The organism is Pseudomonas sp. JUb52, assembly GCF_004341115.1.
Classification (GTDB): Bacteria; Pseudomonadota; Gammaproteobacteria; order Pseudomonadales; family Pseudomonadaceae; genus Chryseomonas; species Chryseomonas oryzihabitans.
Window position 1 is genome coordinate 353,575 of record NZ_SLYS01000002.1, and the last position, 20,771, is coordinate 374,345.

The 20,771-nt window shown below is 65.8% G+C and carries 17 protein-coding genes; 16 read left to right on the plus strand and 1 reads right to left on the minus strand.

The genetic code is table 11. The annotated features are described in order from the left end of the window. The first annotated feature begins 27 nt into the window (after positions 1-27). The 10 genes from EC839_RS04815 (at position 28) to EC839_RS04865 (ending at position 11,839) form a co-directional block, all read left to right on the plus strand. Entirely contained in the window at positions 28-1,389 is a 1,362-nt protein-coding gene (locus EC839_RS04815; RefSeq protein ID WP_132832310.1) for an MFS transporter, read from the plus strand. Positions 1,390-1,735: 346 nt separating this feature from the next. Next, on the plus strand, positions 1,736-3,286 hold the full coding sequence (locus tag EC839_RS04820) for a sugar ABC transporter ATP-binding protein (protein ID WP_132832311.1): 1,551 nt from the start codon (positions 1,736-1,738) through the stop codon (positions 3,284-3,286). A 37-nt stretch (positions 3,287-3,323) separates the two neighbouring features. After that, a complete protein-coding gene (locus EC839_RS04825; protein WP_132832312.1) occupies positions 3,324-4,310 on the plus strand; it encodes an ABC transporter permease in 987 nt (328 codons plus the stop codon). A gap of 30 nt (positions 4,311-4,340) precedes the next feature. Then, complete coding sequence (locus EC839_RS04830) at positions 4,341-5,285, plus strand: ABC transporter substrate-binding protein (protein ID WP_132832313.1); 945 nt, start codon at positions 4,341-4,343, stop codon at positions 5,283-5,285. Positions 5,286-5,299: 14 nt separating this feature from the next. Continuing rightward, positions 5,300-7,438 carry an aldo/keto reductase gene (locus EC839_RS24475; RefSeq protein WP_256680925.1) on the plus strand — a complete coding sequence of 713 codons (2,139 nt, stop codon included), beginning with the start codon at positions 5,300-5,302 and terminating at the stop codon, positions 7,436-7,438. Between the two features lie 29 nt (positions 7,439-7,467). Continuing rightward, on the plus strand, positions 7,468-7,806 hold the full coding sequence (locus EC839_RS04845; RefSeq protein WP_132832314.1) for an L-rhamnose mutarotase: 339 nt from the start codon (positions 7,468-7,470) through the stop codon (positions 7,804-7,806). 64 nt (positions 7,807-7,870) lie between these two features. Continuing rightward, positions 7,871-8,578 (plus strand): FadR/GntR family transcriptional regulator, encoded by a 708-nt coding sequence (locus EC839_RS04850; protein ID WP_132832315.1) that lies wholly within the window; start codon positions 7,871-7,873, stop codon positions 8,576-8,578. 19 nt (positions 8,579-8,597) lie between these two features. Further along, a complete protein-coding gene (locus EC839_RS04855) occupies positions 8,598-8,819 on the plus strand; it encodes a hypothetical protein (RefSeq protein WP_132832316.1) in 222 nt (73 codons plus the stop codon). Positions 8,820-8,948: 129 nt separating this feature from the next. Continuing rightward, positions 8,949-10,187: an OprD family porin gene (locus tag EC839_RS04860; protein ID WP_132832317.1), complete on the plus strand. Its 1,239-nt coding sequence runs from the start codon at positions 8,949-8,951 to the stop codon at positions 10,185-10,187. Positions 10,188-10,246: 59 nt separating this feature from the next. Next, positions 10,247-11,839, plus strand: coding sequence for an argininosuccinate lyase (locus tag EC839_RS04865; protein ID WP_132832318.1), 1,593 nt, complete (start codon positions 10,247-10,249; stop codon positions 11,837-11,839). Between the two features lie 14 nt (positions 11,840-11,853). Here EC839_RS04865 and EC839_RS04870 read toward each other — a convergent pair whose 3' ends face one another. Next, positions 11,854-13,098 (minus strand): cation:dicarboxylate symporter family transporter, encoded by a 1,245-nt coding sequence (locus EC839_RS04870; RefSeq protein ID WP_132832319.1) that lies wholly within the window; start codon positions 13,096-13,098, stop codon positions 11,854-11,856. 105 nt (positions 13,099-13,203) lie between these two features. Here EC839_RS04870 and EC839_RS04875 point away from each other — a divergent pair, with 105 nt between their 5' ends. From EC839_RS04875 to EC839_RS04900, 6 genes are all read left to right on the plus strand, one after another. Beyond that, complete coding sequence (locus tag EC839_RS04875) at positions 13,204-14,154, plus strand: LysR family transcriptional regulator (RefSeq protein WP_132832320.1); 951 nt, start codon at positions 13,204-13,206, stop codon at positions 14,152-14,154. A gap of 279 nt (positions 14,155-14,433) precedes the next feature. After that, the gene (locus EC839_RS04880) at positions 14,434-15,192 is read left to right on the plus strand and encodes an enoyl-CoA hydratase/isomerase family protein (protein ID WP_132832321.1); all 759 of its coding nucleotides are present in this window, start codon (positions 14,434-14,436) and stop codon (positions 15,190-15,192) included. Between the two features lie 154 nt (positions 15,193-15,346). Continuing rightward, the gene (locus EC839_RS04885) at positions 15,347-16,411 is read left to right on the plus strand and encodes an ABC transporter substrate-binding protein (protein WP_132832322.1); all 1,065 of its coding nucleotides are present in this window, start codon (positions 15,347-15,349) and stop codon (positions 16,409-16,411) included. A gap of 13 nt (positions 16,412-16,424) precedes the next feature. Next, the gene (locus tag EC839_RS04890) at positions 16,425-17,477 is read left to right on the plus strand and encodes an ABC transporter ATP-binding protein (protein WP_132832323.1); all 1,053 of its coding nucleotides are present in this window, start codon (positions 16,425-16,427) and stop codon (positions 17,475-17,477) included. After that, a complete protein-coding gene (locus EC839_RS04895) occupies positions 17,474-19,177 on the plus strand; it encodes an ABC transporter permease subunit (RefSeq protein ID WP_132832324.1) in 1,704 nt (567 codons plus the stop codon). Before EC839_RS04890 ends, EC839_RS04895 begins: the two co-directional genes overlap by 4 nt. A gap of 102 nt (positions 19,178-19,279) precedes the next feature. After that, entirely contained in the window at positions 19,280-20,728 is a 1,449-nt protein-coding gene (locus EC839_RS04900; protein WP_218568238.1) for an AMP-binding protein, read from the plus strand. Positions 20,729-20,771: the final 43 nt, after the last annotated feature.

Consider the following 20,771-nt stretch of genomic DNA (forward strand, 5'->3'; position numbering starts at 1 on the left):
CAATAACAACATGGAGGCGCCCCAGACATGCACAGCAAGACCCTCTCCTCGCCGCTCGCCAATACCGCAACCACCGCCACCACAGCCCTCGGCCGGCATCGCTACGCGGTGCTGGCGCTGATCTTCCTGGTCACCGTCATCAACTACGCCGACCGGGCGACCCTTTCCATCGCCGGTACCGGGGTGATCGCCGAATTGGGCATCGATCCCGTGGCCCTGGGGCTGATCTTCTCGGCCTTCGCCTGGGCCTATGCCCTCGGCCAGATCCCCGGCGGCTGGTTGCTGGATCGCTTCGGCGCGCGGCGGGTCTATGGCTGCAGCCTGCTGCTGTGGTCGGTCTTCACCCTGCTCCAGGGCACGGTAGGTGGCCTGGGCTTCGCCGGCGCCTCGGCGGCGGTCGCGCTGTTCTGCCTGAGGTTCATGCTCGGCCTGGTGGAGTCGCCCGCCTTTCCGGCCAACAACCGCATCGTGTCCTGCTGGTTTCCCACCCGCGAGCGCGGCACGGCCTCGGCCCTGTTCAACTCGGCGCAGTACATGGCGGTGGTGGTGTTCACGCCGCTGATGGCCTGGCTGACCCACGCGCTCGGCTGGGAGCACGTCTTTCTCTGGATGGGCGCGCTGGGGCTGCTGCTGACCCTGGTGTGGTTCGCCTACTACCGCGAACCACTGAGCGATCCCCGCCTGACCGCCGCGGAGCTCGCGACCATGCGCGACGGTGGCGCCCTGGTCGATCTGGAGCAGCAGCGCATCACCCAGCGGGAAAGACCCAAGGGACGGCAGATCATGCAACTGTTCACCCAGCGGACGCTGTGGGGCATCTACCTGGGTCAGTACTGCATCACCGCCCTCACCTATTTCTTCATCACCTGGTTTCCCATCTATCTGATCAAGGGTCGCGGCATGACCATCATGGAGGCTGGCTGGGTCGCGGCGCTGCCGGCGATCTGCGGCTTCAGCGGCGGCGTGCTGGGCGGGATGCTGTCCGACTACCTGATCCGCCGCGGGACCCACCCGTCGCTGGCCCGCAAGATTCCCTTCGTGACCGGCATGGCGCTCTCCACCACCCTGGTGCTGTGCAACTTCGTCGATGCCAATGCCGCTGTCATCGCGCTGATGGCGCTGGCCTTCTTTGGCAAGGGCCTTGCCGCCGTGGGCTGGGCGGTGCTCTCCGACACGGCGCCAAAGAGCATGGTGGGTCTGAGCGGGGGCGTCTTCAACGGCCTGGGCAATCTGGCAGGCATCGTTACCCCGGTGGTGATCGGGCTGGTGCTCGCCCGCACCGGCTCCTTCGACCTGGCGCTCTGGTTCGTCGCCGCCCATGGCGTGCTGGGGATCTTCGCCTACACCGTGCTCGCCCGGCGGTTCGAACGCCTGGAACTCAAGCCCTGAAGCGCTACGCGTCTAGCGCGGTTATCCCATCGCGACTCTGACCGCGGCACTCGATCAAGACGGCCACAGCCCTGCCGGTGGCCGTTTCATTTTTGCGCCCCGCACGCCAGGCCTCTCCTCTTGCTCGGCTTCCGCCAGCCTCGCCGCCGTTGCGAAATCACCCGCCCGAGCTGGGGACCACCCACCGCTGGACCCACGAGCGGCGTGCGAACCCGGACCCAATCTGGCAAGACCAATTTCAAAAAATCCAATTGGTCTTGCCAGACGTCTGATCTGGGGTGTAGCTTTCCCTGCCATGGATCTCACATAGGGCACCGACCCTAGAACAACAACAAGAGAGAGCACCATGCTGGATACCCCATCGCCCCGCGGCGAAGGTGGCGGCCCCGTCCCGGCCGCGCCCGCGCCCTGTCTGACGCTCGAGAACATCTCCAAGCGCTTTCCCGGCGTCGTGGCCCTCAACGATGTCAGCCTCAGCCTCTACCCGGGCGAAGTCCACGCCATCTGCGGCGAGAACGGCGCCGGCAAATCCACCCTGATGAAGATCGTCAGCGGCCAGCAGCCGCCGGACGAGGGGCGGATCCGCTACCTGGGCGAAGAGCGGCACTTCAAGTCGGTGTCGGAAGCCGAGCAGGTGGGCATCGCCATCATTCACCAGGAACTCAACCTGGTGCCGCACCTCACGGTGGCGGAAAACATCTTCCTGGCCCGCGAGCCGGTGCGCTTCGGCCTGATCGACAGACGCAAGATGCAGGCGGACACCGAAGCCTGCCTGGCGCGCCTGGGCGTCGCCATCAGCCCCCGCGCCCCGGTGGCCAAGCTGTCGGTGGCCCAGCAGCAGATGGTGGAGATCGCCAAGGCGCTGTCGCTGGACGCCCGGGTGCTCATTCTCGACGAACCGACCTCCTCCCTGACCGAAAGCGAGACCCAGGCACTGTTCAAGGTCATCCAGGACCTCAAGGCGCGCGGCGTCGGCATGCTCTACATCTCGCACCGGCTGGACGAGATGTGCCACATCGTCGACCGGGTGACCATCCTGCGCGACGGTCGCTACGTCTCCACCCAGCGCTTTGCCGACACCAGCGTCGACGCGATCGTAGCGGGCATGGTCGGGCGCTCCCTGGACGAGAAATTCCCACCCCGCACCGCCGTCCCCACCGGCGAGGTGCTGCTGCGGGCGCAGGACCTGACCCGCAAGGGCGTCTTCCAGGACATCAGCTTCGAGCTGCGCCGCGGCGAGATCCTCGGCTTCGCCGGCCTCATGGGCGCCGGGCGTACCGAGATCGCCCGGGCGATCTTTGGCGCCGACCGGCTGGATGCCGGCGAGGTGGAGATCAACGGCCGCGCGGTCACCATCCGCAGTCCGCGCGACGGGATCGATGAAGGCATCGCCTACCTGTCCGAGGACCGCAAGAAGGACGGCCTGGCGGTCAAGATGACCCTGGCGCACAACCTGACCCTGGCCAATCTGGACGCTCTCTGCGGGCCGCTGGGATTCATCCGCTTCGGCGAGGAGGCGCGGGTCGCCCAGGACTACGTGCGGCGGCTGGACATCCGCACGCCCTCGATCGACAAGGTCACCCGCTATCTCTTGGGCGGCAACCAGCAAAAGATCATCATCGGCAAATGGCTGTTCCGCGACGCCCGGATCATGTTCTTCGACGAGCCCACCCGGGGTATCGACGTCGGCGCCAAGTACGCCATCTACGAAATGATGGACCAGCTGGCGGCCCAGGGCATCGGCGTCGTCCTGATCAGCTCGGAGCTGCCGGAATTGCTCGGCATGAGCGATCGGATCCTGGTCTTTCACGAAGGTCGCCTGACCGGTGACGTCGAGACCCGGGCCACCTCCCAGGACCAGATCATGCACTACGCCTCCGGCTGCACGTCGCACTGACGGCAGCTCGCCCACGCGTGTCGAGCGAGACAGAGAAATGACCGAAAAACAAAAAGAATTCCTGCAGAAGTTTGGCGCGCTGGTCAGCCTGCTGGCGCTGATCGCGGTGTTTTCCTCCATGAGCAGCGCCTTCCTGACCATGGGCAACGGCATGAGCGTGGCCTTGCAGGTCACCTCCATCGCCTTTCTCGGCCTCGGCGCGACGGCGGTAATCATCACCGGCGGCATCGACCTCTCGGTGGGCTCGGTGCTGGCCCTGGCCGGCGTGGCCAACGCCATGGCGGTCAAGGCCGGCGCGTCCATCGAGGTGGGCATCCTGGTCGGCCTGGTCGTCGGCGGGATCTGCGGCGCGATCAACGGGCTGTTCGTGACCCTGGTCAAGCTGCCGCCCTTCATCGCCACCCTGGGCATGATGCTGGTGGCCCGCGGCCTGGCGCTGCGACTGACCGATGCCCAGCCCATCTCCGGCCTCGGCGCCGCCTTCGGCGTGCTCGGCAACGGCACCCTGGGGCGCGTCGAGCGCATCGGCGACGACGGCTTTCCCAACGTGATCTTTCCGGGCATCCCCTACCCGGTGATCATCATGATCGTCCTGGCCATCGCCCTGTGGCTGGTGCTCAGCCGCACCCGCCTGGGCCGCCACATCTATGCCGTGGGCTCGAACGCCGAGGCGGCCCGCCTCTCCGGGGTCAAGGTGCGCGCGGTCACCCTCTTCACCTATGTGCTGTCCGGCGTGCTGGCCGGCCTGACCGGCGCGGTGCTGATGTCGCGCCTGGTCACCGCCCAGCCCAACGAAGGGGTGATGTATGAACTGGACGCCATCGCCAGCGCGGTGATCGGCGGCACCTCCCTCTCCGGCGGCATCGGCAGCGTGTCGGGCACCCTGATCGGTGCCTTCACCATCGGCGTGCTGCGCAACGGCCTCAACATGCTCGGCGTCTCCAGCTTCACCCAGCAGATCATCATCGGCCTGGTGATCCTGCTGACCGTCTGCATCGATCAGCTCCGCAACCGCAAGAAGTGAACCCTCGATAACAACAACAAGGAACGACCGATGAAAAACTTCAAGAAAGTGGTCCTGGGTGTCGCCCTCTCCGCCGCGACCTCCCTGGCGCTGGCCGGTAACGGCGAGATCGCCGTCATCGTCAAGAGTGCCAACTCCAACTACTGGCAGAACGTGCAGAAGGGCGTGCAGGAAACGGCCAAGCAGCACACCAGCTACAAGGTCACCTTCCAGGGACCGGCCTCGGAATCGGCGATCGCGGACGAGGTGAACATGGTGGTCAACGCCGTCAACCGCGGCGTCTCGGGCATCGTGCTGGCGCCGTCCGATCCGGACGCCCTGGTACCCGCCATCAAGCAGGCCTGGGAGGCCCATATCCCGGTGGTGCTGATCGACTCCTCGGTGGCGGAGAGCGGCGCGCCCTACTACCAGTCCTTTCTCTCCACCGACAACACCAAGGCCGGCGAGCTGTCCGCCCAGCGCATGATCGAGAAGGTCGGCAAGACCGGCAAGATCGCCATCATGTCCTATGTGCCGGGCACCGGCTCGGAAGTGGGCCGGGTCGGCGGCTTCCGCAAGTACCTGGAGCAGCATTCGCAGCTGACCGTGGTGGGCCCCTTCTACTCGCAGTCGCAGATGGCCAACGCCCTCAACCAGACCACCGACGTCCTGGCCTCCAATCCCGACCTCAAGGGCATCTACGGCGCCAACGAACCCACCGCGGTCGGCATGGCGCGGGCCATCGCCCAGTCCGGCAAGGCCGGCAAGCTGCAGGCCATCGGCTTCGACGGCAACGAGGACCTGCAGGGCTTCGTCCGTGACGGCACCCTGGACGCCATCGTGGTGCAGAGTTCCTATCGCATGGGCCTGGAATCGGTCGCCACGGTGATCAAGGTCATCGAGAAGCAGAAGGTGCCCAAGTTCATCGACACCGGCGTCCTGCTCATCGACAAGGCCAACCTGGACAGCCCCGACGCACGCAACGTGCTCTATTGAGTGGAGGCCTGGCGATGAATCTCTCCGAACGGCGTCCCCTGGCGAAAAGCCCACTGGCCATCCCGATCCTCGGGCTCGGGTGCTCCCAGCTGGGCGGGCTGTACCGGGACATGCCACTGCAGCAGGCCGTCGACACCCTGGCCGGCGCCTGGCAGCAGGGCATCCGCTATTTCGATACGGCGCCCTTCTATGGCTATGGCCGCTCGGAGCATCGCCTCGGCGCCTTTCTCGACGAACAGCCACGGGATGAATTCGTGCTCAGCAGCAAGGTGGGCCGGCTGCTCGCGCCCAACGGCAACGAGCGCGCCAACGGCGACGGCTGGGAACGGCCGCTGCCCTTCAAGCCGGTCTACGACTACAGCTACGACGCCATCCTGAGGTCCCACGAAGACAGCCTGCAGCGACTGGGGCTGGCGCGGATCGACATCCTCTATGTGCACGACATCGGTCGCCGCACTCACGGCGAGCGGCATGACCTCCACTGGCAGGCGCTGACCCGGGGCCGCGGTTTCCGCGCCCTGGAGGAGTTGCGCAGCAGTGGCCGGATCCAGGCCATCGGACTCGGCGTCAACGAATGGGAAGTCGTGGTCGACAGCCTCGACGAGTGCCCGCTGGACTGCACCCTGCTGGCCGGTCGCTACACCCTGCTTGAGCAGGAGAGCCTGAAACCTCTGCTCGACCGCTGCCAGGCCCAGGGCCACGCCATCGTCGCCGGCGGAGTCTTCAACTCCGGGATCCTCGCCGGTGGCCAGCACTTCGACTACGGCGCCGCGCCGCCGGCGGTGGTCGCCAAGGTCCGGGCGCTACAGGAGGTCTGTCAGGAATTCGCGATCCCCCTGGCCGCCGCCGCCCTGCAATTTCCCCTCGCCCATTCGGCGGTCGCCTCGGCGGTCATCGGCGCACGCAGCGCCGAGCAGGTCGCCAGCAACCTGGCCTGGCTGCAGACGCCCATTCCGGCGGAGTTCTGGAGCACCCTCAAGCAGCGCGGCCTGCTGGACGCCGACGCCCCGTGGCGGGAGCCTCGGCATGAAGCCGCACCGCCCTTTCCACTCGCCTCCGTGGCGACGGACGTTCGCTGCCATTCCCAACGAGCGCCCCGCCCTGAATCCAACGTGCATCCCGATGCGATGCGGAGTCTTCCTATGCTGACCGTCATCTGTGAAAAACCCGGCCTGCTGGTCTCGCGCGACACGCTCAAGCCCGCCCGTGGCGAAGGCGAAACCCTGATTCGCATCCGCCGAGTCGGCGTCTGCGGCACCGACCTGCACATCTACGAAGGCAACCAGCCCTACCTGGAATACCCGCGGGTGATGGGCCACGAGATCTCCGGCGTCGTCGAGGAAACCGACGACAGCGGGCGCCTGCAGGCGGGGGACATCGTCTACGTGGTGCCCTACCTGTCCTGCGGCCAGTGCATCGCCTGCCGCCAGGGCAAGACCAACTGCTGCACCAAGATCGCGGTCTTGGGCGTGCATCGCGACGGCGCCCTCACCGAATACCTCAGCCTGCCCGACCGCTTCGTCTTCAAGGCCGAGGGCCTCACCCTCGACCAGGCGGCCATGGTGGAGTTTCTCGCCATCGGCGCCCATGCCGTGCGCCGTTCGGGCCTGGGCCAGGCGCAGCGCGTGCTGGTGGTGGGCGCCGGTCCCATCGGCATGGCGGCGGCAATCTTCGCCGGTATCGCCGGGGCCCAGGTCACCGTCCTCGACACCCGCAGCGATCGCCTCGAGTTCTGTCGCCAGCACCTGCAGGTCGCGGCCACGGTCACCGTCGGTGACGGCGACAAGGACGAACTGGCGCGGCTGACCGACGGCGACTTCTTCGACGTGGTGTTCGACGCCACCGGCAACGCCCGCGCCATCGAGCGGGGTTTCGAATTCGTCGCCCATGCCGGCAGCTATGTGCTGATCTCGGTGGTCAAGGACCACATCCGCTTCGCCGACCCCGAATTCCACAAGCGCGAGACCACCCTGCTGGGCAGTCGCAACGCCACCGCCGAGGACTTCCAGCACGTCGAGCGCTGCCTGCGAGAAGGCCTGATCCCGGACCAGGCGCTCAATACCCATCGCCTGCAATTGGCCGAGCTGCCCAGCCGCTTCGCCGAGCTGCTGGACCCGGCCCGCGGCGTCGTCAAAGCCATCGTCGAAATCTAACGGGCCTGACCTGGCCGAGGAGCGAGACCATGACACGCTACTGCCTATTGCTGGACCTGCGGGACGACCCCGAACTCATCGCCGAATACGAACGTCAGCACGCCGCGGTCTGGCCCGAGGTCATCGCCCATCTGCGCGAAGCCGGCGTCGCCAACATGACCATCTGGCGCCTCGGCTGCCGCCTGACCATGCTGCTCGAAGCCGGGCCGGACTTCTCCTTCGCCCGCCTGCACGAGCTGGAACAGCGCAATCCGAAGGTCCAGGAATGGGAAACCCTGATGGCGCGCTATCAGCTGTCCTCGCCGGAGGCGGGATCGGAGAAGTGGCAACTGGCGAGCCCGCTGTTCGAGCTGGCGGCCCTGCCCTAGGCCGCTGGCGTCGATCCGGGTAGCTCATGAGATACTGAAGCCCTTGAAGATGCAGGTTTCATCGATGACGCTGCCCACTGCCACCACCGAAAGAAAGCTCTACCAGAAGATCGCGGACCGCCTGCGCCAGCATATCCGCGAAGGCGCCATCGAGGCCGGCACCCGCCTGCCACCGGAGCGCGACCTGGCGCAGTTGCTGGGCGTCTCCCGGCCGTCGCTGCGCGAAGCCCTGATCGCCCTGGAGATCGAAGGCAGCATTGAGGTCCGCCAGGGTTCCGGCATCTATGTGAACGCCGCCCTGCTGAACAACGGCGCGCGGACCTCCACCCTCGGCGAGAGTCCCTCGGAGCTGATGCACGCCCGGGCCATGATCGAGGGCGCGACCATCGTGCTGGCCTGTTCCCTGGGCGGCAAGGCCGACTACCGCTACCTGGCGAAGTGCATCCAGAACATGAGCGACAAGATCGCCCAGGGGCTGTCGCCCATGGAGGACGATCGCAAGTTCCACTGCCGCCTGGCCAGGATGAGCGGCAACTCCACGCTGGTGCGCATCATCACCTCGCTGTTCGACGAGCGCCACAGCCCCCTCTCCACCCACGTCGCCGAGCAGACCGAAAGCCAGAAGACCTGGGGCGTCGCCGTGGCTGAACACCAAGCCATCCTGCGCGCCCTGGAAGCCCGCGACCTGATCGGCGCCCAGACCGCCATGCGGCACCACCTGCTCTGCTCGGAGGCGCGCTGGCTGGAGGGTTTCGCGTCCAGCGAGGAGTGAGGGCGGCAGGCCGCAGCCCATGACGCCGGTTACCGACGATCACAGCCTGCCCTATTCATCAAAGATCGTCGTTTCTTTCCTCGGCAGGCTAGGCTTTCTGTCCTTCGCTGTTGCCGTCATCCGCCGACTGCCTGGTGATGATCATTCATCCGCATCTGGCCAGGCACTGCAAAGGCTTTGTCACCTACTGCCAGTCACCAAGACACGCCCAATCTTTGAAGCGATCAAATGCCATATTTGAAAAGTATCCATAAACGACTTTTCATATATTTTTAATCTTTCAGCAAAGTCCTTAAGGTTCCCACCGTGAGCTGCTACAGCCTCACGAGAAAACGCGCCCAATAACAATAACGCGTCAAGGAATCTCATCATGCGCCTGTCACCGCTAGCCCTCGGGGTCGGTACCGCCGCCCTCGCCTCCTTTCTCCCCGCCGATGCCTCCGCGGAGTTCTTTGCCGACAGCAAGGCCGATCTGGAACTGCGCAACTTCTACTTCAACGGCGACTATCGCCAGTCGGGCGCCCGGCAATCCAAGCGAGAGGAATGGGCCCAAGGCTTCATTCTCAACTATGAATCCGGCTTTACCGAAGGGCCAGTGGGCTTTGGCGTCGACGCCCTGGGCATGCTCGGCCTTAAGCTCGATTCAGGGCCAGATCGGCAGAACACCGGTCTGCTGCCGGTGGGCGATCGGCGAGCGCCCGACGACTACAGCAAGCTCGGGCTGACCGGCAAGGTCCGGGTGTCCAAGAGCACCCTGAAGGTCGGCACCCTGATCCCACGGATACAGACCGTTCGCAGCAGCAATTCACGTCTGCTGCCGCAGACCTTCCAGGGCGCTCAGCTGGTGTCCAAGGAACTGGACAACCTCACCGTCAACGCCGGTCGCCTGACTCAGAACCGGATTCGCAACGACAGCGCCAACGAGGACATGACCGTAGCGGGCAGCGGCATCCGCGGCGGCCGCGCCTCCGATCAGTTCGATTTCGCCGGCCTGAGCTACAAATGGAGCAAGCAGCTCACGACGGTCTACGACTACGGTCACCTCGATCAGAATTACGAACAGCATATGTTCAACGTGCTGCACGTCCTGCCGCTCGGCAAAGACCGGTCGCTGGAGACGGACCTGCGCTACGCCCGCTCGCGCAAGGACGGCGGCAGCAACGTCGACAACGATGCCTATGGCGCCAAGTTCACCTTCAACGTCGGTCATCATGCCTTCGGCGCTGCCTACCAGCAGATGCATGGCGCGACCGGCTTTCCCCATCTCAATGGCACCGATTCGTACCTGGTCAACTACGTGATGCTGTCGCCGGACTTCGCCAATCCAGGCGAGCGCTCCTGGCAGGTGCGCTACGACTACGACTTCGCGGCCTGGGGCCTGCCGGGCCTCGCCTTCATGACGCGCTATCTCAAGGGCGACCACTTCGACGGACCCGGGGACGTCGCCGGCCGGGAGTGGGAGCGCGACACCGAACTGGAATACACCTTCCAGAGCGGCAGCCTGAAGAACTTCAAGGTGCGTTGGCGCAACGGCAGCTACCGCAGCCGCAACGACACCGAGCTCGACCAGAACCGCCTGATCCTCAGCTACACCCTGCCCCTGCTCTGACCCCACGGCCGGCTGCGGACCGCACCGGCCTCGATCCCCTCCCGACAGGACGCTCATCCATGCTCGCTACCCCACGTTTACTGCCGCTTGCCCTGCTCGTCGCCCTTGCCGCCGGTACCCCGGCGCTGGCCGCCAATACCGCCGACGCCCCTTGCAAGACCACCGCCGAGTGCAAGGCAGAGGTCGCCAGGATCGGCGGCACCGTGACGCACAGTGGTACCCGTGCCGGCGGCGTCGAAGACCAGTTCGACGGACTGAATCGCATCAACAAGGCCTCCATCGTGATGCTGACCGAGGAAGGCATTGTCACGCCAGAGCTGGGCCGCAAGATCGCCAGCGGGGTCGAATTCGCCATTGACCAGGGGGGTCAGCCGGACGGCAAGCGACCCACCGATATTCTCCAGCTGGAAAAGATCATGACCGACAGGATCGGTCCGGAAGCCTCGCTGATCCACTCTGGCCGCAGTCGCCAGGACATTTACGCCACCTACCGGCTGGCGTCCCTGCGGGGCCAGGTGCTGGCCTACAGCGACGCCATGAACGCGACCCGCCAGCGCCTGCTCACCCTCGCCGCCGCCAACGTCGACACCCTGGTGCCGGCCTATACCAACGGCGTCCAGGCGATGCCGATCTCCTACGCTCACTACCTGCTCGCCTACGCCGATTCCTTCGCCCGCGACGCCCAGCGCATCGCCCAGCTCTACCAGCGCCTCAACCTCAGCCCGATGGGCACCGCCGTGCTGGCCAACTCCGCCTATCCGCTGAACCGCGAGCGTCTCGCTACCCTGCTCGGCTTCGATGGGGTGCGTCAGAATTCGCTGGATTCCAGCCAGGTCTCCACCTACGACATCCCCATCGAAGCGGCCGACATCGCCGCCTCCTCGGCGATCCGGCTGGGGGCGATGATCGGCGACATCCATACCCAGTACCATCAGATCCGCCCCTGGCTGCTGCTGGAGGAAGGCTCCACCTACACCAGCAGCGCCATGCCGCAGAAACGCAATCCCGGACTGCTGATGCGCACCCGGGAAGCCGCCTCGGACACCATCGGCCTGGCGCAGACCATCACCCTGCGCGCGCACAACGTGACCACCGGCATGACGGACTACAAGTTCGCCTTCGATGACCTGAATTTCTATGACTCGGCCATTGGCATGTTCACCAGCATGGACCGCGTGCTCGACGCCCTGAAGGTCAATCCGCAGCGCGCCCTGGAAGAGCTGGAGAACGAATGGACCACCTCGATGGAGCTGGCCGACACCCTTGAGCGGGCGCACAAGGTGCCGTTCCGCATCGGTCACAGCTTCGCCTCGCTGATCGTCACGGAGGCGCGCAACGAAGGCTATACGCCCAAGACCTTCCCCTTCGCCAAGGCCCAGCAGCTCTATACCCAGGCCGCGGAAAAGTATCAGTGGAAGGAAACCCGACTGCCACTGCAGGAAGGCGAATTCCGTAATGCCCTCTCGCCAACCAACATGGTCAGGACCCGGGTCGGCACCGGCGGTCCGCAACCGGACGAGGTGCAGCGCATGCTTGGCGCGGCGAAAGAGGCCCTGCAGGTCGATGTCGACTGGACCAAGGCCCGGCGTCAACACCTGGCCGCGGCCGATACCGCGCTCGATCAGGCCTTTGCCAAGCTGCTGAAGCCGTGAGCGGCTAGCGCTCTTCAACGGGCGAGCGCCGCCGCCAGGCGCGGCCGGTCCAGCGTCCCCTGCCAGCGCGCCAGCGCCAGGCAGGCGACGCAGTTACCCAGCACATTGGTGAGCGAGCGGCACTTCATCAGGCGCTCGACGCCCAGCAACAGGCCGACCGCCTCCACCGGCACGAAGTGCAGGATCGACAGGGTCGCCGCCAGGGTCAGGAAGGCCGAGCCGGCGACGCTGGTCGAACCCAGGGTGGTGATCAGGCCGACGAGGAGAAAGATCGCCAACTGCGCGACCGACAGCTCGATCCCGGCGAACTGGGTCAGGAACAGCATCGCCACGGCAATGTATAGATTCGAGCCTGCCAGGTTGAAGGTGTAGCCGGTGGTCAGCGACAACCGCACCAGCTCCGTCGGGCAACCGACGCGTTCGAGGCGGCCGATCAGCAAGGGCAAGGCGGCGACCGAGGAACCGGTCACCGCCACCAGCAGCAACTCATGCTTCAGCCAGAGGATCAGGCGCAACAGGGAAAAGCCACAGAGATGCGCCACCAGTGCCAGCACGCCGCAGATGAAACACAGGGCGGCCAGATAGATCGCGAGCAGAAACTTCAACAGCGGCCACAGGGAGGCGCCGCCATAACGGGAGACGGTAAAGGCCATGGCGGCAAAGGCGGCGACAGGCGCCAGACGGAGGAACAGGCGCAGCAGCCGCAGCATGAGCGCCAAGGCCCGCTCGATCCCGGCGAGCCAGGGGGCGCCACGATCCCCCAGGGCACGCAGGACGATTCCCAGGGCGATGGCCAGGCACAGCAGCGGCAATATGGCGCTCTGGGTAAAGGCGCTCAGCAGAGTGCCCGGCAGGCTGTCGAGCAGGCCCGGCAGCGACGAGGATGCAGCCGGCAGCAGCGGGTCAGCCGGTTCGGCACTGCCCCAGTTGATCGGTATCGGGCCAGACCCGACAGCGCTACCGGGATGGATCGCCAGGCCGACGATCAGACCGACCAGCAGGGAGAGCAACGACATCGCCTGAAAGTACAGAACCATGCGCGCCGCCATGACGCCAACGCCCTGCCCCAGCCGGGCGATGGCCGAGACGATGAGCGCAAACATCAGCAGGGGGATCACCAGGCCAAGGGTGCGCAGGAACAGATCGCTCAAGGGCTTCATGGCCGCGGCGAGGTCCGGATGCCAGAGTCCGAGCAGCAGCCCGCTGGCGAGGGCTACGCCTATCTGCACACTGCCATTGCGAGCGATCCGCGCGATCATCCGGACTCCTGCCATTGTTATTATTGTACCGGTGGCGCCAGACACCGTGCGCCCCATCCTAACCGATCGGTCTCCCTGGCCGACGTCTGCGAGGTCAGCGAGCGAATGGAATTGCGGCATCTGAGGTACTTCGTCACGGTGGCCGAGGAGCAGCATTTCACCCGCGCCGCCGCGCGCCTGCACATGCAGCAGCCGCCGCTCAGCCAGCAGATCCGGGCCCTGGAAGACGAACTGGGCTTCGCCCTCTTCCTGCGCCATCCCAAGGGCGTCGCCCTGACCGCCGGCGGCGCCGCCTTCCTGCGGGAGGCCCGTGACATCCTGGCCCGGGTCGGCCAGGGCGCGCATCGCGCGGCCCGCGTCGCCCGCGGCATCGACGGCACCCTGGCCCTCGGCTTCACCAGCTCGGCGGCCGCCCACGCCCTTATCCCCCGCATCATCCGCGCCTACCGTGACAGTTACCCGGATGTGGAGATCGCCATCGCCGAGGACAATGCCCAGGGCCTCACCCAGCGGGTGGCGGAAGGCCGTCTGGACCTGGGCATTCTGCGCGCCCCCGTCAGCGCGCCAGAGGGTGTCACCTATCACCGGCTGCTCAACGAGGCGATGCTGCTGGCCTTGCCGAGCAATCACCGACTCATCGCCGGGATCGACGCAGAGGCCCTGAAAAGCCTGGCGCAACGCGGACTGCCACTGGTGACCCTGGCCGATGAAGCCTTCATCCTGGTGCGCAAACCTGGCGCGCCGGGCATGTATGCCAATCTGCTGGACGCCTGTCGCCATGCCGGCTTCGAGCCCCGGGTCGCCTTCGAAGTCGACCGCATGCTCACCAACCTCAGCCTGGTGGCGGCCGGCGCCGGCATCTCCGCGGTCCCGGCCTCCATGACCGAGCTGCACAGGTCCAGCATCTTCTACTGCCCCATCCTGGACGCCCGCCCTCGGCTGGCTGCCCCGATCACCCTGGCCTGCCGCGCCTTCAACCCCTCGCCCGCCTTGCAGAACTTCATCGCCCTGGCCAGGCAACTGGCCGGCAGGCCGCAGCGGCGGGCGCGGGACTGAACCCCAGGTATCTATCCACGGCCACGACCGCATGGGCCTGCGCAGCCGCTACCCTTCCTTGCCCGCCCAAACAGTCAGCGGCCTGATAAGGCGTCGCTGAGGGCCGTTGCCGCCTGCGCACCGCCCAAGCGAATGCGAGGCCTTTGCCCGCGTTGATTTCATGACTCCTCCAGCTGTCTGTCGCCGACTCGTCAGCGACCTCAATCGTGGCTTGACAGCCCCTCGATAAAAGATAAAGGTAAATCTTCTTTAAATAACTTTTATCGAATGGAGATAACAATGAGCGACATCCTGATCGATATCCAGGGCGCGGTGGCCGTGATTACGCTCGACCGCCCCGCCAAGCTCAACGCCTGGACCACTCCCATGCGCAACGAGATCATCGAGGCGCTCCAGCGCTTCGAGGCGGACGACGCCATCCGGGCCATCATCATGACGGGGGCCGGTGACCGGGCCTTCTCCGCTGGCCAGGACCTCTCCGAAGCGCATGACTTCGACGGCGAGCGCGCTGTCGCCTGGGTGGGCGAATGGCAGCGCTACTACGCTGCCCTGCGTGGCCTGTCCAAGCCGCTGGTGATGGCCCTGAACGGCACCGCGGCAGGTTCGGCGTTCCAGGTGGCCCTGCTGGGTGACATCCGAGTCGGCCATCCAGGCGTGCGCATGGGTCAACCCGAGATCAATGCCGGGATCGCCAGCACGACCGGCCCCTGGATCATGAACAGCATGCTCGGCATGTCCCGCACCATCGAACTGACCCTGACCGGCCGTCTCATGGAAGCCGACGAGTGTCACCGCATCGGCCTGATCCATCATCTCGTCCCGGCCGCCGAGGTGTTCACCAAGGCGTTGGAAATTGCCGAAGCCCTGGCGGCGAAACCGCCGGTGGCCATGCGCCTGGACAAGCAGCGTTTCCGGGAAATGACCGAAGCCGGCTTCCAGGACAGCATCGAGGCTGGCACCCGCATCCAGCGCGAGGCCTACGAATCCGGCGAACCCGCCCGGATGATGGAAGCCTTCTTCCGTCAACGCGCCAAGTAAGAGCGCGGCCGCCCCTGACCGGGAGCTCCACCCTCCACGCCTCGCCCACGAGGTCTTCCGCTATCTCTGCCGACGACATGGGTTCACCGCTGCCAGGCGTTTGCGGCACGGCGTGACCTGCAAACGAATTTTCGTTGCCAAGGAGTCAGTCCAGATGAGTCAATTCCAGAATCCAGGTCGCCGACAGGTGCTCAAGGCCGGCGCCCTCCTGGCCGCCGCGGCCGGCCTGCCACGTATCGTTTTCGCTCAGGATCAGCGCCTCGTGGTCTCGGACCCTGGCGGTCCCTATACCGAGGCTTATCGCCGCGCCTTCTATACGCCCTTCGAGCAGGCGACCGGTATCAAGGTCATCAGCGTGGCCCGCGAATCCCAGCCGGTCGCCCAGTTCTCGGCCATGGTGCAGACCCGCAACTACGTCTGGGACGTCACTACCCTGACGATTTCCGCAGACATTCCCTTTCTCGAGGAAAAGGGTTTCCTCGAGCCCATCGGACTGAAGGCGGAGGACTATCCCGACCTCCTCCCCGAGGCGGTCACGCCCAACTGGCTGGGCGTGGACGTCTATTCCACCGTCCTGGCCTACCGCACCGACACTTTCGCACCCGGCAAGGGCCCTCAGTCCTGGCGCGACTTCTGGGACGTCGACAAATTTCCCGGTCGCCGCTGCCTGAGACGCAACCCGCTGGATACCCTCGAACAGGCGCTCATGGCCGACGGGGTCGCTATCGACGATCTCTATCCACTGGATGTGGACCGTGCCTTCAAGAGCCTCGATCGCATCAAGCGTCACGTCGACATCTGGTGGACCTCCGGGGCCCAGGCCATGCAAGCCATCCAGAGTGGCGAGGTCGACATGATCTCCACTTGGAATGGTCGCGCCCAGGCGGCCATCGACAATGGCGCCCCGGTCGAGATCGCCTGGAACCAGGGCCTGTACTCCATCGAAGGCTGGGCCATTCCCAAGGGCACGCCGCGCGCGGACATCGCCAAGCAGTTCGTCCGCTTCTGCGCAGATGCGCAGCGCCAGGCCGAACTGACCAAGACCCTCGCCTACGGCCCCACCAATCGCAAGGCCTTCGACAGCATCCCCGCCGAGCGCGCGCGTCTGCTGCCCACCGAGCCGGGCAACCTGCAGCACATGCGGCTGCCCAGTCCGCAGTGGTGGGCGGAAAATCGCGCTGCGGTGACCGAGCGCTTCAACGCCTGGATTCTGTCCTGAGGGGGAGCTGGAGATGGCCACAAAACTAGCAACCGTCGGCCTCGGCAAAACCTATGGGGACGCCGTTGCGCTGCAACCCACCGACCTGACCGTGCAGGACGGCGAATTCCTTACCCTGCTCGGCCCTTCCGGCTCGGGCAAGACCACGCTCCTGCAGATGATCTCGGGGCTGGTCCAGCCCTCGATGGGTACCCTGCTGATCGATGGCCAGGATGCCACCCGCACGCCGCCAGGCGAACGGGGGATCGGCCTGGTGTTCCAGAGCTATGCGCTGTTCCCGCACCTGAGCGTGTGGGACAACGTCGCCTACGGCTTGCGTATGCGCAGGCGGAGCAAGGTCGACACCGCGAAGGCGGTCGACGACGCCCTCGACATGGTGCGGATGCGCGATTTCGCACGTCGCTACCCGCAGGAACTCTCCGGCGGTCAGCAGCAACGCATCGCCCTGGCGCGCTGCTTCGTCTACCGCCCTTCGGTGATCCTGCTGGACGAGCCCCTGGGCGCGCTGGACAAGAATCTGCGCGAGCACATGCAGCTCGAGATCCGCCACCTGCATCGCGAGCTGGGTGCTACCTTCATCTATGTCACCCACGATCAGGAAGAGGCCCTCACGCTGTCCGATCGCATCTGCCTGATGAATCAGGCTCGCATCGAACAGCTGGGAACGCCCGAGGACCTCTACGACAGACCGGTCAGCCGCTTCGCCGCGGGCTTCATCGGCCACTCCAATCTGCTGGAGGGCCGCTTTGTCGCCGAACGCAGGTTGCAGGTCGAAAACGTCACTCTGGAGCTCGACGCTCATCAGGGGTGCGATGGCCGCGAAGGCCTGCTCCTGGTCCGACCGGAAGCCGCGCGGCTGACGGCGCCAGGGGATGGACTGCTGCAGGGTCTGGTGGACGAGTGCGTCTTCCTGGGCAGCGATCTGCGTGCCCAGGTCAGATTGCCCTCGGGCAAGGCGTTCAACGTCAGGTGCCCGCGGCAACTGACCGTCAGACCGGGTGATGTGGTGGGCATCACCTGGGAGCCTCGCCAGGCCGCGCTGCTGCCCGCGGAGGTCCGTCCATGAGCCTGCGTCGAGGTCTGCTGCCCGCGCTGCCGGCACTGCTGTTTCTGGGCGCCTTCTTTCTGCTCCCGGTCGCCGAGATGCTGGTGGGCAGCGTCCAGGGCAACGCCGGCGAACTGACCCTGGCCAATTTCGAACGGATTGCCTCGACGCCCATCTATGCCCGAGTGCTCTGGATCACCTTCTGGATTTCCGCCCTTACCGCGGTGCTCGCGGTCCTGCTCGCCTACCCCATCGCCTATCTGCTGTGTCGCCTGTCGCCTCATGGGCGGGAGCGTTGGCTGCTGTGGATCATGCTGCCGTTCTGGACCAGCTATCTGGTGAAGACCTACGCCTGGATGCTGCTGCTCAGTCGCAAGGGTTTGCTGACGACGATCGCCGCCAAGGTCGTCGACGATCCGTCAGGACTGGTGCCGGCGCTGTCCGGCACCCTGATCGGCATGGTCCACGCCATGCTGCCCCTGGCGGTGATCACCCTGCTGCCGATCATGAGAACCATCGACAAGCGCCTGATGCCCGCGGCGGAGACCCTGGGCGCGAGCCGGACCATGAGTTTCTTCAGTGTCTTCCTGCCCCTGTCCGGGCCCGGCGTCGCCGCGGCGAGCCTGCTGGTCTTCATCACCAGTCTTGGCTTCTTCATCGTGCCGGCGCTGCTCGGCTCGCCTCGCGAAATGATGGTGGCGCAGCTGGTCATCTCTTCCGTACTCGACCTCTTCGACCTGCATTTCGCCGGCGCCCTGTCGGTGGTGCTGCTGGCCTGCTCGCTGCTGGTGTTCTGGCTGTTCGATCGCGTCGCCGGATTGTCTTCGCTCAGCGGCGAGGCGCCGAAGAATCGCCGCGCCGGGGTGTCCCAACGCCTGCTGATCGGTCTTGGTCATGCCCTGTCGGGCCTGCTGCCGCGGCGATACGGCCAGGGCGACAGCCTCATCCTTACCGGCTACAGCGTGCTGCTGGTGGCGCTGCTGATCCTGCCGGTCCTGGTGGTGATTCCCCTGGCCTTCACCAGCGCGCCCTATATCGCCTTTCCACCCAAGCTGTTCAGCTTGAAATGGTTCGCCGAATTCTTCTTCTCGCCGGTCTGGCAGGCGGCGCTCTGGCGGTCGCTGAGCGTCGGGGTGCTCACGGCGCTGCTCGCGGTGATCCTCGGTTTCGGTGCGACGCTAGCCCTGACCCGACTGCCCTCACGCTGGAACAAGCTGCTGTTCGCGCTGTTCATCTCGCCCCTGATCGTGCCACGTATCGTGATCGCGCTCGGCCTGCTCTATCTGTTCTCGCGCATCGGCCTGGCCGGTCGCGACCTGGGCCTGGTCATCGGGCATACCGTGCTGGCCCTGCCCTATGTGGTGGTCACCCTCAGCGCCGCCTTCAAGCAGTACGACTGGCGCCTGGACGATGCCGCGCGGATCCTGGGGGCATCCCCGCTGACGCGCCTGCGGACCGTCACCCTGCCGCTGATGTCGAGCAGCCTGATCTCCGCCTTCCTGCTGGCCTTCATCACCTCCTTCGATGACCTGACCATCGCCATCTTCGTCAGCGGCGGCATCAACACGACCCTGCCCAAGCAGATGTGGGACAGCATCCAGCTGGCGCTCTCCCCCACCCTGGCGGCGGTCTCGACCACGCTGGTCGCCTTCATCGTCGTCTTCGCGCTCCTCGCCCGCTGGGTGTCATCGCGCGCTACCGCCAAACTCCAAGGACGCTGATCCATGCATCCCTATACCGATTTCTTTCCCGGGCGTTCCCCCCAGGATCGCCTGGACGTCATCCCGCTCCTTCATGAACGCCTGACCGATGCTTCCAGCCGGATGCGCATCGTCTTCGGCGAACTGGCGCTGGATCGCGACCAGCTTTGCGCTCGCGTCGCCGGTTTGCAGCGCGCCCTGGAGGCGCGTGGAATAGGGGTGGGCGGCCGGATAGCGACCTTTCTGGGCAACAGCGCCGATCAGGTCGCGCTGATCTATGCCATGACGCTGAGCGGTATCACCTGGATCCCGATCAACACCAAACTGCGGGGCCCGGGACTCGACTATCCCTTCGAACATGCCCAGCCCGACCTGGTGATCAGCGAGTCCGCCCTGCAACCGCTGCTGCAGGCGGGAGCTGCCCATCGTCTGCCTCTGGTAACCCTCGCAGACCTCGTTCGCGAGGCCGAAGCCGCGCCCGCTGCCGAGCTTCGCCCAGAGCAGGTGGCCTTCGACCATCCGCTGTGCATCATCTATACGTCCGGCACGACTGGCCACCCCAAGGGCGTGATCTTTACCCATCGCATGATGCGCATCGCTGGCGAGTCGGTCATCCGGGTGGCCGACGTCCAGCCGGACGACCATCTGCTGATCTGGGAGCCGATGTGCCATATCGGCGGCGCCCAGATGCTGATGGCGCCCCTGCTGATCCCCTGCGAGCTGCACATCGTGCCGCGCTTCTCGGCCAGTCGCTTCTGGGATCAGTGCGCTGCGGCCCAGGCCACCCAGCTGCACTATCTGGGCGGCATCATCGACATCCTGATGCAACAGCCGCCAGCGGCCTGGCCTGCCCGTCACCCGCTGCGCGTCCTGTGGGGCGCAGGCGTCGGCCTGAATCGCTGGGCCGACACCGAAGCGCGGTTTGGCTGTGCCCTGCGCGAGTGCTATGGCATGACCGAATGCTCGAGCTTCGCCACGCTGAACGAGCGGGGAACGCCGGGTTCGGTGGGACGCCCTCTGCCCTGGCTGACCGTCGAACTGTTGGATCCGCATGGTCACACGGTGACCGACGGCGAACTGGGAGAAATCGTACTGTCGAGCGCGGTGGAAGGCGCCTTTCTGCCAGGCTATCTCGACAATCCCGCGGCGACCGCCGCCACCCTTCGCGAGGGACGACTGTTCACCGGCGACCTGGCCCGGCGCAACGCCGACGGCGAACTGTTTTTCGTGGGCCGAAAAACCGACAGCATGCGCGTTCGTGGCGAGAACGTCTCTGCCTGGGAAGTGGAGCGGGTTTTCAATAGCCATCCGGCCGTGCATGCCAGCGCGGCGATCGGTGTCGCCTCCGCGATCGGTGAACAGGAAATCCTCTTGTACGTGCAGGCCAAGCCTGATGCCACGCTCGACTTCGCCGCCCTCGCGGCCTGGTCCGCAGACAAGCTCGCTTCCTATCAGCGACCGACCTTCTATCAGGCGGTCGACGCCTTCGACCTGACACCCAGCGAACGCATCAGAAAGCATCTGCTGAGCCGCTCGACGGCGGATGCCTGGCGGTGCGGAGAGAGGACCTAGGACTGACTTTATCGAACTGCGATAGAAAAATAGCGCCGGCGAC